The sequence below is a fragment of the Flavobacterium sp. N502536 genome (assembly GCF_025947345.1).
Classification (GTDB): Bacteria; Bacteroidota; Bacteroidia; order Flavobacteriales; family Flavobacteriaceae; genus Flavobacterium.
In genome coordinates, this window is record NZ_CP110011.1 from 2165984 (window position 1) to 2182890 (window position 16907).

Sequence of the window (16907 nt, forward strand, 5' to 3'; positions counted from 1 at the left end):
CCGTAATAATCTAGCATTCAAATTTTATGTTTAAGCTGTTGAGAAGAAAGCCAAGAGTGTATTCTAAAATAGAGAATCATATTTTTGGAATAATAACAGAGCTTTTAAAATTGAGCAGCACCGAAATCAATGGTGATGAATTAGGAGGGAAGTATTACTTAAGTAACGAAGAACAGCATTTTAAAGTAACCATATTGGGCAACGACTATGTAATCAGGCTTACCAATACCCGGGATTCTGTTGCTGAAAAATACGATAAAGCTTTTGTGGAGGATGTTTTGAAAGCTGTAAAAGAAGAAAAACACCGCCGAATGGAAGAAGTCTATGATTCTATAACCAATAATATAGAAAAAATGGCAGAACGTTTGCACAACACACTCAGGGAATCTAATGAACTCGAGACTCAAAAGGTTCGAAGACTCGAAACGAACGATCTGGAAAGTAAAAAGGTAAACTAGCGTCTCGTTTCTGTTGTTTGAGACCGGTTGACGCTTAAGCCTTATTTTTGTAAAATCATTTCGTCATAACTCAGGATCGTTTCGTACCCTTTTGAAGCAAAATACGATCGCGGTTCTTCTTTTGATATCACCATCACAAAGTCACCGCCCCAGGCTCCAAGACTCTTTACAACACCATCGAAATCAGGAAAAGCAATCTCTTTAATGGTTTGCATTTCGAGAATATCGCTCAGGTGAATCTCATGTTTTTCGACGGCAAAAGCAAACTCTTTTACCGTTTTAGCATTCAGAATTGCAGCCGTAATTTTGTTGTTTTCGGTGATATTTTGCGCTAAGTTTTGATTTTTATTGTTGTAATAAGCTTGTATTGCTGCTTTACTATTTTGTTTTTTATTCAGATAAACAAAATGAATATTTTGGGTAAAATCCGGATGAAAAGAGACTGGTTTTACCGTGTTATTTTCAATTTGGTAAACGATTGGCGTGTCATTTTGCGCACAGGCAATGTCATAACCGCTGCCTCCGAAACTGTTTTTTAACAAAGTAAACGCATTAACTTTAGTCCATTGTGCCACATTGTTAAGCAAGGTTGACGAAGTACCTAATCCCCAGTTTTTAGGGAAGCTAAGATGGGTGCTGATGTTGTAACCGTTAGTATTTTCGAGAAAATCCGGATTTAAACGGTAGGCTTCGTGCAGAATTTGAATCAAGGTCGTTTTTACAGTTTCGGGTTCTGATGTAGGATTGTCGATAATTTCCGAAAATGTGAGCGTATCTTCAAACCAAAGCTGTCCGTCAAAATCATAACTTTTCCAATTGATTTCGCGGTTTGAACCATTTTCAACCACCAGATCCTGGCCAAATTTGGTTGGCAAGGCAAAAGCATCGGCGCCATCTAAAACAAGATATTCTCCGGAAATAAGCAACTTTCCGTTACTGTAAAAGGTTGTTTTCATTCTTCAATTATAAATTAAATTCCAACTTTCAAATTCCAAATTCCAAAATCCCAGGTTAATTGGAATTTGGAATTTGAAATTTGGAATTTTTACTTTGTTCTTAGGTTTTCAATAAATTCCACCACAGCACTGTGCGAAACGGCATTTTTCTTAAAATGAGATTTAATAAGATGACGTTCTTCTTCAGTCGCTTCAAATTGATTGATAATGTTATTCAGGTGCATTTTCATATGTCCTTCCTGAATTCCTGTAGTGGTAAGCGAACGTAAGGCAGCAAAGTTTTGGGCAAGACCAGCAACGGCTACAACCTCCATTAATTCTTTTGCAGAAGGCTTTTCGAGTATGTCAAAACATAGTTTTACCAGTGGGTGCAAAGAGGTTAATCCACCTACAGTTCCCAGAGCTAAAGGAATTTCAAGCCAGAAAGTAAAAATTCCGTCTTCGATTTTAGCGTGAGATAAACTTGAATATTGACCGTTTTTGGAAGCATAAGCATGGACTCCCGCTTCAACTGCTCTGAAGTCATTTCCGGTGGCAAGAATTACGGCGTCAATTCCGTTCATAATTCCTTTATTGTGTGTTACAGCCCTAAAAGGCTCTACTTCGGCAATCTGAACCGCTTGTACAAAACGCTCGGCAAACTCCTGCGGATTTGAGATGTGCTTTTCTGTTAAATCGGCAACAGGACAGGAAACTTCTGCCTTAACAATGCAATTTGGTACATAATTAGACAAAATGCTCATCACTACTTTTAAAGTTTCCTCTTCTGAAAACAAATCAGACTGGTGAAATTCGTCTTTTAAGGTAGTGGCAAACTGCTCCAGACATGAATTGATAAAATTGGCTCCCATGCTGTCTTTGGTTTCAAAAGTAGCATGAAGCTGAAAGTAATTTTCAAGAAGACTTCTTTTGTCTTTTAGTTTTATATCTAAAATTCCGCCACCGCGTTGCTGCATATTTTTGGTAATGCTTTGAGTGTCGGAAAATAATTTAGGTTTAATCTGGTTAAAAAACGATTCCAGTTTTTCAGCATCTCCGTTAAAGATAAAGTGTACCTGCCCGATTTTTTCTGTAGCGATTACAGTTGCTTTAAAGCCGCCTCTTGTCGACCAGTATTTGGCTGCTTTTGATGCCGCGGCAACGACTGAACTTTCCTCAATTGCCATCGGAATCGTTTTGTATTTTCCGTTGATCAGGAAGTTAGGCGCGACTCCAAGCGGGATGTAGAGATTGGTAATCGTATTTTCAATGAATTCATCGTGCAATTGTTGTAGCTTTTCGTCTGAATTCCAGTAATTTCTTATAATCGTCAGGGCCTCTTCAGGGCTTGAAAAATAGGTATTGGCAATCCAGTTTATTTTTTCTTTTTTGGATAATTTCGAAAATCCGGCAACAGCGTTGTTCATTCTCAGTATTTTAAAGGGTAAAGATGCCGCAAAGATACTATTTTAAGACTTTTGTTTGCAATGTATTTGAAAATTGAAAAATACGCAATCGTTATTTTTTTTAACATTTAACAATTATAATGGGTATTATGTTCATTTTTTTTACTAAAATTGGGCTCTTTTTTATATTTAAAATAATTCTAATGAATACAGGTAAAATTACTGTTATATTTTTATTTTTAGTTGCTACTGTTTTCGGTCAACAAAAAATTACTGTCGAGAATATTTATACGGGAGCATTTCGGGCAAAAGGAATGGATGAACTGCAATCGTTAAAAAATACAGAGCAATATACGGTCTTAAATGTAGATCAGGCTAGCAGAAGCATGCAGATCGATTTGTATGACTTTGCGACACTAAAAAAAGTGGACAATTTAATTGATACCAAAAACCACGCAGCACTTGCTGAAGGAATTGACAGTTATACTTTTGATGCCTCGGAAAAAAAGATTTTAATTGCGTGTAATACCAAACAAATCTTCCGCCACTCGTTTACAGCAGATTATTTTTTATATGATATCAATACAAAATCGTTAACGAAATTGTTCGATTTTCAGATTCAGGAGCCTACTTTTTCTCCCGACGGAACTAAAATCGCCTATGCAAAAGAGAATAACTTGTATGTATACGATCTGGCTTCTAAAAAAACAACAGCAGTTACAACCGATGGAAAGAAAAATGCCATCATCAATGGTATTACCGACTGGGTTTATGAAGAAGAGTTTTCATTTGTAAGAGCCTTCGACTGGAGCAAAGACAGTAAAAAACTAGCTTATATCCGTTTTGACGAAAGTGCTGTTCCGGAGTTTTCGATGTCCATCTTTCAAAAAGATTTGTATCCAACCATTGAAACGTTTAAATATCCTAAAGCAGGAGAAAAAAACTCAGTAGTATCTTTACATATCTATGATGCGGTGAGTAATACAGGTAAAAAAGTGGATTTAGGAAACTACAACGACTTTTATATTGCAAGATTACAATGGACAAATGACAACAATGTATTGTCGGCTCAGGTGTTAAACCGTCACCAGGATAATTTGGATTTGTTGTTTGTGGATGGAACTACTGCTGCGGCAAAAGTGGTTTTAAATGAAAAAGACAAAGCTTATGTCGATGTTACCGACAATTTAACCTTCTTAAAAGACAATAGCTTTATTTGGACAAGTGAAAAAGACGGGTTTAATCATATTTATGTATACGATAAAAACGGAAAACTTAAGAATCAGGTAACAAAAGGAAACTGGGAAGTAACTTCATACTACGGTTTCGACGAAAAAAATAAAACGGTTTTCTACCAATCTACAGAAAACGGTTCGATCAACAGAGATATTTACCGCATTGCTTTAGACGGAAAGAACAAAGTTCGTTTGTCTAAAAATACAGGAACCAGTTCGGCAACTTTCAGCCCTAACTTCCAGTTCTTTATCAATACGTTTTCAAGCAATCTACAGCCAACTACTTATACGTTAAACGAGGCGAAGACAGGAAAAGAAATTCAGGTTATCGAAAACAACAAGGAGCTTTCTACTAAATTAGCTGCTTATAACTTACCTGCAAAAGAATTTTTTGTTTTAAAAACAGCAAAAGGAAACGAACTTAATGCATGGATTTTAAAACCAAAAGACTTTGATCCTTCTAAAAAATATCCGGTTTTCATGTACCAGTATTCTGGTCCGGGTTCTCAACAGGTAAACAACGACTGGAACAATTCAGACGACTACTGGTTTGTATCTCTTACACAGCAAGGTTATATTGTAGCTTGTGTTGATGGTAGAGGAACAGGATTTAAAGGTGCTGATTTCAAAAAAGTAACTCAAAAAGAATTAGGGAAATACGAAGTAGAAGATCAGATTGATGCTGCAAAAGTAATCGGAGCTTATCCGTATGTGGATGCTGCAAGAATTGGAATCTTCGGCTGGAGCTATGGTGGATTTATGGCTTCAAACTGTATTTTTCAGGGGAATGATGTTTTCAAAATGGCAATCGCAGTGGCTCCGGTAACAAACTGGCGTTTTTATGACAGCGTTTACACCGAAAGATACATGCAGACTCCACAGGAAAATGCAAGCGGTTACGATCAGAACTCTCCAATCAATCACGTTGATAAATTAAAAGGGAAATTTTTATTGATTCACGGATCAGCGGATGACAACGTGCATGTACAAAATTCAATGCAGATGATGGAAGCTTTAATTCAGGCGAATAAACAATTCGATTCTCAAATTTATCCGGATAAAAATCACGGGATATATGGTGGAAAGACCAGAATTCAGCTGTATAACAAGATGACTAACTTTATCAAAGAAAACTTATAACATAAAACTAAACCTTAAATAAATAATAAAGAATATGGGAGAAACTCAAGTAAAAACAGCGCATCCAAAAGGACTATGGGTATTATTTGGAACGGAGATGTGGGAGCGGTTCAACTTTTATGGAATGCGAGCTTTATTAACTTTATTTCTTGTGAATTCATTATTGATGAAGGAAGAAGAGGCATCTTTAATTTATGGAGGTTTCCTCGGACTTTGTTATTTAACGCCAATGTTGGGAGGTTTTGTTGCCGATCGTTTTTTAGGTAACAGAAATTGTATTATGCTGGGCGGGTTGCTTATGGCGATTGGACAATTGTTGTTGTTTACCAGTGGTAGTGTTTTTGAAGCGAACTTAGGTTTGGCAAAAACAATTATGTATTCTGCTTTAGGAGTTATCGTATTTGGTAACGGATTCTTTAAGCCAAACATTTCCAGTATGGTGGGAAGTTTGTATCCTAAACAGGAAAAAACAAAACTAGATAGTGCTTTTACTATTTTCTATATGGGAATCAACATCGGAGCCTTTTTAGGTCAGTCTATTTGTCCGTTGTTAGGAGATGTAAAAGATGCAGGTGGAATTAGAGACATTCATGCTTTCAGATGGGGATTCATGGCGGCTTCTGCTGCAATGTTCATCGGAACCATTCTTTTCTACTTCCTGAAAAATAAATATGTGGTTTCTCCTGAAGGAAAGCCATTAGGAGGATTGCCTTCTAAAAATGATGCTTCTGATTTTGAAGAAGGAGAAGCACAAAAAGCAAATTTCTCCAATAAAGCGTTAACAATTGCCGGACTTGCATTTGTGGCTTTAGGATTCTTTTTTCATTATGTGGTAGGTCAGAATTTAATCTATACTTTGATTTACTCTAGTGGTCTATCATTAGCCGGATTAATTATTTCGGATACTTCTTTAACTAAAGTAGAAAGAGACAGGATTATCGTTATTTATATCGTTTCCTTTTTCATCATTTTCTTCTGGGCTGCTTTCGAACAAGCCGGTTCATCGTTAACTTTTATCGCCGACAATCAAACGGATAGAAATTTCTTTGGATGGCAAATGCCTCCGTCAATGGTTCAGATTTTTAACGGACTATTTGTAGTTTTACTTGCAGTACCTTTCAGTATTTTATGGGATACCTTAAGAGCTAAAGGGAAAGAGCCAATTTCACCGGTAAAATTAGCCGTTGGTTTAGTCGTGATCTCTGTTAGTTTCTTTATGATCGCTACTCAGGTTTCTTATATCGGAACTTCAGGTTTGTTATTAGTAAAATGGTTGATCTTATTGTATTTCCTAAATACATGTGCTGAATTGTGCTTGTCTCCAATCGGATTATCATTAGTTGGTAAATTATCACCAAAGCGTTTTGCTTCATTATTATACGGAGTATTCTTCTTGTCAAATGCTTCCGGATATGCTTTAGGAGGAACTTTAGGTTCAATCTTACCTGCAACAGGAGATAAATTTGCAAAAGCAAAAGAGCTTGGAATCGATCTTCAGGCAGTTTTAGACAACAAAATTACACCAACAGCTGAACAGTTGGCTTTATTAGAAAAGCATCAGATTAGTTCACATAACCACTTCTTTGCTGGATTTGAAATCCATAACTTATACGAATTCTTTATGGTATTCGTAGTACTTACAGGACTTGCTGCAATTATATTATTTGCGTTAACTCCATTCTTGAAAAAGATGATGCATGGCGTTCGATAAATAATAATAATCCTATATCAAAATTACCTACAGGTTTAGGCTTGTAGGTAATTTTAATTTTAAAGACTGTATACTTATGTGGAAAAAACACCCCAAAGCATTGCCTTATTTGTTCTTGTCTGAAATGTGGGAACGTTTCGGATATTATTTAATGATTGGAATCTTTACTTTGTATCTGAAAGATGTAAAAGCGGGTTTCTCCATGACCGAAAAAGAAGCTTCGGATCTTTACGGAACTTTTATCGCATTGGTTTTTTTAACTCCTTTTATCGGCGGACTAGTTGCTGATCGCTATTTAGGCTATAAAAAATCTATTGTTTTAGGTGGTATTTTAATGGGTATTGGTTACTTCCTGATGGGAGTTCATGATATAACAGTGCTTTATATTGCAATGACTTTGGTCATTGTAGGGAATGGCTTTTTTAAACCCAATATTTCTACCTTATTAGGAAGTTTTTATTCTAATGAAGAATACAAAGATAAAAAAGACGAAGGCTACAATATTTTCTATATGGGAATTAATGTTGGAGGTTTTATTTGTAATTTCTTTGGTGCTGTACTGCAAATTCTATTAGGTTGGCATTGGGCCTTTATGGCTGCGGGTGTAGGTATGTTTATTGGTGTTATTGTGTTTTTATTAGGTACAAAACATTATGTAGGCCACGATCAGAAAAAAGGAGTGCAGGAAGGCGATATGCCGTTTTACAAAATCATCCTGTTTATTTTATTACCATCGTTTATTTTTGGAGCCATTGGCTGGTTGATAAAAGGAGTAACGTCAGAAACGAATGTAGACAGTTATATTTTTGGTTCAGACAGTACAGATGCCTTTATATTTGCCTGTATTCCGATCATTTTCTTTTACGGATCGCTTTATTTTAAAGCAAAAGCAGAAGATAAACGACCAATAGGGGCCTTGTTGGCTATTTTTGGTGTTGTCATTTTATTTTGGGCGGTTTTTAAACTTAATGGCTCGGCACTTACCACTTGGGCAGATCGTTATACCGACAGAGAAGTTACCGGAACTACAGGGCAGCTTGTTGGAAAATTAAAACTAGCCAAAGAAGTCGAATACAAAAAAGAATCCTTAGAACTTTACGATGATCAGTTTCGTTTGCAAAAAGTAAACGGAGAAGTTCAGAAAGAAGTAAATTATCCACTATACTTTCGAAACGTTGCGCCTGAGAAACTTCCGGCAGAAGGCGGCAAAGTACATCTGTGGGCAACCAATTTAAGTCAATCGATAAACCCGGCCTGGGTTATTATATTAACCCCTTTGATCGTTGCTTTTTTCTCTTTTTTACGAGCAAGAAAAAAAGAACCTTCGACACCTACTAAAATTGCTTTTGGCTTATTAATTTCGGCCCTGTCAGTTTTAGTCATGATCGCTGCGGTTCAAATTGGTCATAATGGAGCCGAGAAAGTGAGTGTCTGGTGGCTGGTGGCCAATTACGGCATCATAACCATAGGAGAATTGTTTTTAAGCCCGATGGGATTATCAGTAGTCTCTAAACTAAGTCCGGTAAACATTACCTCTTTAATGATGGGAGGCTGGTTTTTATCCACCTCAATAGGGAATAAATTAAGCGGAGTTTTGGCAAGTATGTGGGACACCTACGACAATAAAGCTAACTTTTTTTGGGTTAATTTCGCCTTGTTAATGTTTGCAACAGTACTTATGTTTGGTTTGGTAAAACAGCTTAACAAAGTGATGAAAGAAAAAGGAATTAATTAATTATTTATAAATAAATGGAGCAGAAGATCACTTTAGAGGAGATTCAAAATTTTAAAGGCAATTACCCAAAACAACTGTGGTACTTGTTTTTTGTTGAAATGTGGGAGCGTTTTTGTTTTTATGGAATGCGAGGTGTTCTTGTTATTTTTATGGTAGATCAGCTTTTTTTGAAAGAAGATCATGCCAGTGAGCAATACGGAGCCATTCAGGCTTTTGTGTATGCCTTTACTTTTATAGGCGGAATTTTTGCAGATAAAGTGCTGGGATTCAAAAAATCATTGTTTTTTGGTGGAATCGTTATGATTCTCGGGAACCTTTTGATTGCTATTGCGCCTCATGATTTCTTTTATTACGGAATTGCCTTCTCGATTATCGGGACTGGTTTTTTTAAGCCGAATGTTTCTTCAATGGTAGGAGAATTGTACCATGAAGAAGATGGCCGTAGAGACGCGGGTTACGGAATGTTTTATGCCGGAATAAATGTGGGCGGACTTTTTGGTGGTGCTTTGTGTGTTTATTTAGGGAAGTTTTATTCTTGGCAATTGTGCTTTTTATCCGCTGCAATTGTAATGTTTTTAGGTTTGATCACCTTCTTATTTACTAAAAAACATTTAGGACCTATTGGTGATTCGCCGTTATTGAATTTAACACCGCAAAAGAGACGAATTCGCGAGATAGCCGTATATGCTGTCTCTATTTTGAGTTTGCCTTTTATTTTTATAATGGTTAAGAATACGAAGTATACGGATTATTTCATGTATACTATTGGTACAGTTGCCGTTTTGTATTTTGCTTATGAATTGTTTAAACTGGGAGATTCTAAACTGCAAAAGAAGCTTTTTGCTGCTTTTCTGTTTGTATTTTTCTACTTCCTGTTCAATTCTATTTACGAACAAAGTGGTGGATCATTATCGCTTTTTGCAAAAGACAATCTGAATAATAAATTGTTGTTTTTTACAATTGATCCCAATGTTGTGAACAACAGCTCGAATACTTTCTTTGTAGTCGTTTTAAGTCCGCTTATTGGTTTGTTATGGATATGGTTAGGGAAGCGCAAAATTGAACCGAATACTTTGATTAAATTCGGAATTGGGTTTTTATTCCTGGCTGCTTCTTTCTACATCTTCTATTTGACCAAATTCTTTGCTGATGCTAACGGAATTGCTTCATTAAATGTCTTTACGTTTGCGTATCTGATAACCACTATAGGAGAGCTTTGTCTGGGGCCAATCGGAATGTCGATTATTACCAAATTGTCTCCAAAAAGATTATTCGGAATGATGATGGGATTGTGGTTCCTTGCAAGTGCTTTTGGACAGTTGGCTGCGGGTAAACTGGGAGCCGAGATTTCCAGATCAAATACCGGAGACACCTTGATTTCTAAATTGCAATCGTATACAGAAGGTTACTATCAACTCGCTATTTATTCGCTTGTTGCGGGCTTGATATTATTGGCAATTTCGCCAATTATTAGAAAATTAATGCAAGAAGTAAAATAGACGACATTTTGCGATTCTTTTTTTGTTTAAATTTGTGAAAAATAAAAGGGATATGAAAAAAATATTTTTAATAACACTGTTTTTAACCGGGGCATTTGTAACACAAGCACAAGAGCTAAAATGGTATACAGATGTCAAAGAAGCTATCACAATAAGTAATAAGGAAAAAAAACCTTTGTTGATGTTTTTTACCGGAAGTGACTGGTGTGGATGGTGTATTCGTTTACAGAATGAGGTTTTAAAAACAGCTGAATTCAAAAAATGGGCAACCGAAAATGTGGTTTTAGTTGAACTTGATTATCCAAGAAGAACACCACAGACGCCGGAGCTTAAAAATCAGAATAATGAATTGCAGCAAGCATTCGGAATTCAGGGATTCCCTACTATTTATTTTACAAGCGCTGAATCCAAAGACGGCAAAGTCAATTTTAAAGGACTGGGTCAGACAGGATATGTGGCGGGAGGTCCGACTGCCTGGTTAACAGTTGCGGAAGGAATTGTACATCCGAAAAAGTCTTAAACTAAATACCCCGTTACAATTATAGTTCAGAAAACTCCTTGCCATTTGGTAAGGAGTTTTTTTGTTTAGTAGGAAAAAGGAATTACCGATTTTACACTTATTAAGCATTTGATATTTAATTTTAGTTAAAAAAGTATATAATGTATTTTTTGTATTAATAAAAATTGGAAAATTAAAATATTATGTTAATTTCGTTTCGATAATCTAACCAAAAACCAATTTAATATGACCAAAAAAATACTTATCCTACTATTTTTTTTCGGTTCAATTTTTATGCAGGCACAGAACTTAGTTTGGAAAACGAACATGACGGATGCAATTGCACTTAGTAATGAACAGAAAAAACCAATGCTAATTTTATTCACTGCCTCAGGTGTACCGGAAAATCTTCAAAACGAAATTTTCAAAACTCCCGATTTTGCGGTTTGGTCACGCGACAACGTTATTCTTGTAAAGCTTGATTTGTCTGACAGTACTGCCGATGAAAGTGATAAAGAGCAAAAACTCAAACTAAAAGCTGCTTTTGGAGTAGAGGACTTACCCGAAGTATGTTTCGCAAGCGCCTCGATCAGAAAAAATAAAACCACATTTAGCGCCTTAGGAAAAATTTCGTATAAACCGGGTGGTGCAAAAGCCTGGATTGCCGAATCAAATGCAATACTACATTCAAGCGAATGATAAAATTTAAATTAAGTTTCTTAGTTTAATTTGTAGATTCCCTTTTTGCTCTCGGGTGAGAAGGGATTTTTTTTTGAAACAGTTAGTACTGTTAATCAGTGATTTTGTCATTTAAAAGCGAATATTTTTTAGTTTTCTTAAAAATTTATGACTTTATTAATGAATTTGAATTTTTGTTATTTTTTTTATCGCTTTTGTTTAAATATATCTTGTTTGGTAAAGATATTATGTTAATTTCGTTGCATTAACCTACTTAAAAACCAATTTAATATGACCCGAAAACTACTTATCTTATTGTTCTTTTTAGGTGCGTTTGGTCTGCATTCACAAAACCTAATTTGGAAGACAGATATGAATGATGCCATCATGGCAAGTGACTCACAAAAACGGCCTTTGTTGATTTTTTTTACCACTGCGGGGGCTCCACAGAGAATGCAGAGTGAAGTTTTTGTTACGCCTGATTTTGCAGTATGGTCGCGTGATAATGTTATTTTAGTAAAACTGGATCTGTCTGATACTTCCGTGTCTGATCTTGTAAAAGAGCAAAATCTGAAACTAAAAAATGCTTTAGGCATTGCAGAACTCCCACAAGTATGTCTTTTGATGGCTTCCGTCAGAAAAGGCAAAACCACCTTTAACAATCTAGGTCTGGTTCCTTATAGACAGGGAGGTGCAAAAACGTGGATAGCAGATGCAAATCTAATTTTGAATCCATAAGCTTTTTTGCTTGCAGAAAGTAAAGGTTGTAAAAGTATTCCGCTCTTGTGAACAGGCCTGTTGGTCTTTTCAGGAGCTGTTAACCAACTTATTCAGTTAAAGAATAGAATCCCTTTTCGGCTGTAGCATGAAAAGGGATCTTTTTTTTAGTACAGCTGCCTTTCCAGATTTTCTGGATAACGTAAGTATTCGATCCGTCTGCGATTATAATTTTCGGATGTACCATTTCTAAAACGCGATCTAAGTTTATTTTCGGAGATTGGACCAATAGCAGTATGTCCGGTTGAATTTTACTTTCATAAACTCCGGAACTATCGATGACTAAGATTTTTTTGCCGTTAAAAAACAGCATGTTTTTCATCTTGTCGGTAGTGTTTAGTTTGCCGAAGTTTCCCACCAAATAAGAGTTCAGAAGGGTTACTTCTGACTTTTGAAGCAGTACAGTATCATTTGAATACACCTTGATAGCGCTGCCTTTTCTTTCCGAAATTAGAGAGCTTTTCTTGAGGTGGTAGACAATCATCTCTTGTTGGGTCTCTGTTTCTCTTTTGGTATAAAGTAAAGAAATTTGAAACGTGATAATAGAAATCAGTACAGCAAACGTCGTAGTATAATTGATTTTCCTACCCAAAATAGTGGCTGCAACAACGACAAAATAAGAAGAAATCAAAAGGTAGAAGTTAAAGCTAATATCGCGTACAACAAACCATTCAAGTGAAGCAATGTGATGAATCGTAAGGTTTAAAAGGAAAATACTTTTTTCGAATATCTCAATTAAAAATAAAGGAGGAGGGAGAAAAATGGCAAGAAAGAGGAGGATAATTCCGGCGATCATGATAAAAGACAAAATTGGAATTACAACAATATTGGTCACAAAAAACAAACCCGGAAACTGATGAAAGTAATACAAACAGAGCGGTAAGGTACCTATCTGAGCAGCAAAGGAAACGGTTAGCGCATTCCAGAGGAATTTTGAAATTTGGAGTTTTGGAGACCACATACTTTTTAACAAAGGCTGCAGCCAAAAAATAAAAAACAAGGCGAGATAACTGAGCTGAAAACCAACATCAAACAAAAAATACGGTTCGAAAAGCAGAATTAAAAGCAAAGAAACCATTAAAGTGTGGTAAACACTGCCCGCTCTTCTAAGATGGTTAGCCACAGCAAGAAAGGAAAACATAACAACCGAGCGCAATACCGACGGAGACAACCCCGAGAGTACCGCAAAAAGAGAAAGTGCCAGCAGGATCGAAACTAATTTTAATAAAGAACCTTTTCGGGTATTGGGAACCGGTTTTAGAATAAAATGGATAAACAGCATGATAAAACCAACATGCAGCCCGGAAACAGACAAAATGTGCGTGGCTCCTGAGAATTGATAATCCTGAATAAGATCGTTTGAAATTTCTTGCCGTTGCCCCAAAATAAGCGCAAGTGCCACATTCATTTCCGTTTGATTAAAACCAGCCTTTTTCAGATTGTTATAAATTCTGGAATGCAGGCGGCCCGAATAGTACCAAATGTCCTTTTGAAGTTTTTGGCTCACCGAAATTTCTGCTGTATGAAGATATACCTGAGCATAAGTCTGTTTGTCCGTAAGGTACTTTTTATAGTCAAACTGATTTGGGTTTTTATTTGAGTTATTGCGTTGTAAAATGGTTTTCGCTTTTAGGATTTGTCCAATAATAATGGGCTTTGTCGTGCTGTCCTTTTGAATGTTTACGAGAATTTTTCCAGAGAAATTCCTGTTGTTGATGGTTTTAACTAGGGCAGTATAGCGATCGTTGTAGGCATTGCTTTTTAGTTTTTCGCGTATGACAAAAGTAATAGTCTGAGGTGCGGTAAAAGCTTCCCTGTTGTGCGTATAATTGGATTTTTGCAGCCATTCGGTGTGGAATAAAAGTGTTGCAGCACCCATAAAAAATGAAACCCAATAAGTGCTTATCCCGAAGAGTATCGACAGCTTTTTATGTTTTATAATAGAAAAATAAACCAGTAAAAAAAGACTAAAACCAATGAGAAAGCCTGAGACCACCACCTGGAATGTTGGTACACCGTAATACGAAACCAAAATACCGCAAATAAACCAGAGGGTAATTTTAGTCAAAGGAAAATCTAATACTTTCATAAGTTAAAAGTATTAAATTATTTGTAAGAAAAAGAATGTGATTTTATTATTCGATTACCCTGTTGATTTGAGTAAATGAATTTTGATAATAAGCTTCCTTGGTTGATGAAATGATCACTCCTTTTGACGTGGAAGAATGAACAAATTTAATTTCGTCCGACTTTACTTCTACAATCAGTCCAACATGATTAATTTGTTTACTTCTGTTGGTTTTAAAGAAAATTAAATCGCCTTTCCGGGCATCGTTAAACTTAATTACCCTGCCCACTTTGGCCTGTTCAAAAGAATTTCGGGGTAGTTTTATATTTTCTGATTCAAAGGTGGTAAATACCAATCCCGAGCAGTCATAACCACTTTTTGTGGTACCGCCCGCTTTGTACCGTACCCCGATATTGTCAGTTGCGTGCTCAATTAAATGAGTAACAGTATACTTGTTCTCACGCTTCGTTTCCTTATTGCTCACCGCTGTTGAAGCCGATTTACAAGAAGCAAGAAGGACGATGACGAGTAGTAAAAGAGCTGCTTTTTTCAAATCAAAAAGGGATTAAACGTTTTTTAAATCAGCAACAATAAGTTTTGCCGTTTTTTTACTGGCGCCTATTCCGCCTAGTTTTTGCTCCAGGATGTCGTAATTTTTCAGCAATTTTTCACGATAATCAGGAGTTAGCAATTTCTGCAGTTCTTCTTTAATTCGTTTGGTATTGCATTCATCCTGAATTAATTCTGTAACCACTTCTTTATCCATGATTAAATTAACAAGCGAAATGTATTTTAGCGTAATGATGCGTTTTGCAATCTGATAGGAAATAGCGCTTCCTTTGTAACAAACAACTTCAGGAACTTTAAAAAGAGCCGTTTCCAGAGTAGCCGTTCCGGAGGTTACCAGAGCTGCCGTTGAAGAACGCAACAAATCGTAAGTTTTGTTCGAAATAAATTTGATGTTTTTATTGCTGATGAATTGCTGATAAAACTCAAAATCCTGACTTGGAGCGCCTGCAATTACAAATTCATAGTCCTGAAAATCATCAACGACACTAAGCATAACACTCAGCATTTTTGTAATTTCCTGTTGACGGCTTCCGGGCAGCACTGCGATAATTGGTTTTTCTCCCAATTGGTTGTCTTTTCTGAAGGTTGTTTCGTCAAATGAAGGCTGATTCTGAATCGCATCAATTAGAGGATGTCCCACAAAATCAACCGGAAAATGATGCTTGTCTTCGTAAAAACTTTTTTCGAAAGGCAAGATCACAAACATCTTGTCGATATCCTGTTTGATTGCCTTAATACGGTTTTCTTTCCACGCCCAGATTTGTGGCGAAATATAATAATGCGTCTTGTAATGCAAAGCTTTGGCCCATTTGGCAATGCGCATATTAAAACCCGGATAGTCTATAAAGATCAGAACATCAGGCTGGAAAGCGGTAATGTCTTTTTTGCAAATTTTAATATTGTTTAAAATCGTTTTCAAATTGAAAAGAACTTCAACAAACCCCATGAAAGCCAGTTCGCGGTAATGTTTGACCAGAGTTCCACCGGCTTTTTGCATTAAATCACCACCCCAAAATCTAATTTCTGCCTGAGGATCTTCCTCGTATAAGGCTTTCATTAAATTAGAACCATGTAAATCTCCTGACGCTTCACCAGCTATTATGTAGTATTTCATATTGATTTTTTTGAAAGTGTGTTTCCAACTTTACACACAAAAGAATTTTTGCAGCACAAAGATAAGATTTAAATAAACAAAGTTGAAATCGCCGGAACAATGACTGTCAAAACAATACCTCTAGCCCTAAATTCGCGGTTTTTTTTATTCGTTTAATTTCCACGTATTGAGCTGTTGCATAGTATGATGTGCAGTTAAATCAAATTGCACCGGAACAACCGAAATATATCCGTTTTCTAAGGCCCATTCATCGGTATCCTCGCCCTGATCTTCGTTGGTGAATTTTCCGGTAAGCCAGTAATAATCTTTCCCGAATGGAGTTTGTCTTTTGTCAAACTTCTGTGCGTAGTAGGCTTTCGCCTGACGACAAATTTTTATTCCTTTAATTTCTTCTTCTTTTAATTTTGGAAAATTTACATTTAAAACCACGCCCGGCGGCAGCTTGTTTTCCAGTGTTTCCAAAGTAATCTTTCTAACGAACGACTTGATCGGTTCAAAATCGGCATTCCAGTCAAAATCCAGTAAAGAAAAACCAATTGCCTGAATGCCTTCTATTCCGGCCTCTACAGCAGCGCTCATCGTACCTGAATAAATGACATTAATAGACGAATTCGATCCGTGATTAATTCCCGAAACACACAAGTCCGGTTTTCTTTTTAAAATTTCATTTACCGCCAGTTTGACACAGTCTACAGGGGTTCCGGAGCAGCTGTATTCGGTTACCACGTCTTCTTCTTTAGAAATTTTGTCAAGAAACAGCGTATTGTTTATCGTGATGGCATGGCCCATGGCACTCTGGGGTTTGTCCGGTGCCACCACCACTACTTCGCCAATCGTTTCCATTACACTTATTAAAGCTCTGATTCCGGGAGCTAAAATGCCATCATCGTTGGTAACTAATATTAGGGGTTTCTCATTTTTCATGCTAAAATCGTAAGGTTATATAAGGGTATTAAGCAAATGTAGTGACAGATTTTGGTAGAATACGAACAAATAAACCAAAATTTGTCAACTAATTTGAAGAACATTTTTGCGCATCAAACATTTTTATATCTTTAACAAAAAATTATAGCGGGCTTGGC

At 36.4% G+C, this 16907-nt stretch carries 14 protein-coding genes; 8 read left to right on the forward strand and 6 right to left on the reverse strand.

From position 1 onward, the window contains the following. Positions 1-26: 26 nt before the first annotated feature. The gene (locus OLM61_RS09585; protein WP_264526127.1) at positions 27-458 is read left to right on the forward strand and encodes a hypothetical protein; all 432 of its coding nucleotides are present in this window, start codon (positions 27-29) and stop codon (positions 456-458) included. A 41-nt stretch (positions 459-499) separates the two neighbouring features. Here the strand turns inward: OLM61_RS09585 and OLM61_RS09590 are convergent, their stop codons facing one another. Together OLM61_RS09590 and OLM61_RS09595 are read right to left on the reverse strand one after the other, a co-directional pair. Further along, on the reverse strand, positions 500-1414 hold the full coding sequence (locus tag OLM61_RS09590) for a GYDIA family GHMP kinase (protein ID WP_264526128.1): 915 nt from the start codon (positions 1412-1414) through the stop codon (positions 500-502). Positions 1415-1503: 89 nt separating this feature from the next. After that, positions 1504-2820 carry a hydroxymethylglutaryl-CoA reductase, degradative gene (locus tag OLM61_RS09595; protein WP_264526129.1) on the reverse strand — a complete coding sequence of 439 codons (1317 nt, stop codon included), beginning with the start codon at positions 2818-2820 and terminating at the stop codon, positions 1504-1506. Between the two features lie 182 nt (positions 2821-3002). Between OLM61_RS09595 and OLM61_RS09600 the strand changes: the two genes are divergently transcribed. The 7 genes from OLM61_RS09600 to OLM61_RS09630 all read left to right on the forward strand — a co-directional run bounded on the left by OLM61_RS09600 (position 3003) and on the right by OLM61_RS09630 (position 12034). Next, entirely contained in the window at positions 3003-5174 is a 2172-nt protein-coding gene (locus OLM61_RS09600; protein WP_264526130.1) for a S9 family peptidase, read from the forward strand. 34 nt (positions 5175-5208) lie between these two features. Next, positions 5209-6885, forward strand: a complete 1677-nt coding sequence (locus OLM61_RS09605; RefSeq protein WP_264526131.1) for a peptide MFS transporter — start codon at positions 5209-5211, stop codon at positions 6883-6885. 76 nt (positions 6886-6961) lie between these two features. Beyond that, a complete protein-coding gene (locus OLM61_RS09610; RefSeq protein ID WP_264526132.1) occupies positions 6962-8620 on the forward strand; it encodes a peptide MFS transporter in 1659 nt (552 codons plus the stop codon). Positions 8621-8634: 14 nt separating this feature from the next. Next, on the forward strand, positions 8635-10119 hold the full coding sequence (locus tag OLM61_RS09615) for a peptide MFS transporter (protein WP_264526133.1): 1485 nt from the start codon (positions 8635-8637) through the stop codon (positions 10117-10119). 52 nt (positions 10120-10171) lie between these two features. Next, positions 10172-10639, forward strand: coding sequence for a thioredoxin family protein (locus tag OLM61_RS09620; protein WP_264526134.1), 468 nt, complete (start codon positions 10172-10174; stop codon positions 10637-10639). Positions 10640-10864: 225 nt separating this feature from the next. Next, positions 10865-11317 carry a thioredoxin family protein gene (locus OLM61_RS09625; RefSeq protein ID WP_264526135.1) on the forward strand — a complete coding sequence of 151 codons (453 nt, stop codon included), beginning with the start codon at positions 10865-10867 and terminating at the stop codon, positions 11315-11317. 270 nt (positions 11318-11587) lie between these two features. Further along, positions 11588-12034: a thioredoxin family protein gene (locus OLM61_RS09630; RefSeq protein WP_264526136.1), complete on the forward strand. Its 447-nt coding sequence runs from the start codon at positions 11588-11590 to the stop codon at positions 12032-12034. 88 nt (positions 12035-12122) lie between these two features. On the opposite strand, the gene OLM61_RS09635 is transcribed toward OLM61_RS09630, so the two are convergent. The 4 genes from OLM61_RS09635 to surE all read right to left on the reverse strand — a co-directional run bounded on the left by OLM61_RS09635 (position 12123) and on the right by surE (position 16749). Further along, complete coding sequence (locus OLM61_RS09635) at positions 12123-14162, reverse strand: ComEC/Rec2 family competence protein (protein ID WP_264526137.1); 2040 nt, start codon at positions 14160-14162, stop codon at positions 12123-12125. A gap of 46 nt (positions 14163-14208) precedes the next feature. Continuing rightward, positions 14209-14694 (reverse strand): C40 family peptidase, encoded by a 486-nt coding sequence (locus OLM61_RS09640; protein WP_264526138.1) that lies wholly within the window; start codon positions 14692-14694, stop codon positions 14209-14211. Between the two features lie 12 nt (positions 14695-14706). After that, positions 14707-15825: a lipid-A-disaccharide synthase gene (gene lpxB / locus OLM61_RS09645; RefSeq protein ID WP_264526139.1), complete on the reverse strand. Its 1119-nt coding sequence runs from the start codon at positions 15823-15825 to the stop codon at positions 14707-14709. 144 nt (positions 15826-15969) lie between these two features. Next, the gene (surE, locus tag OLM61_RS09650) at positions 15970-16749 is read right to left on the reverse strand and encodes a 5'/3'-nucleotidase SurE (protein ID WP_264526140.1); all 780 of its coding nucleotides are present in this window, start codon (positions 16747-16749) and stop codon (positions 15970-15972) included. Positions 16750-16907 lie beyond the last annotated feature (158 nt).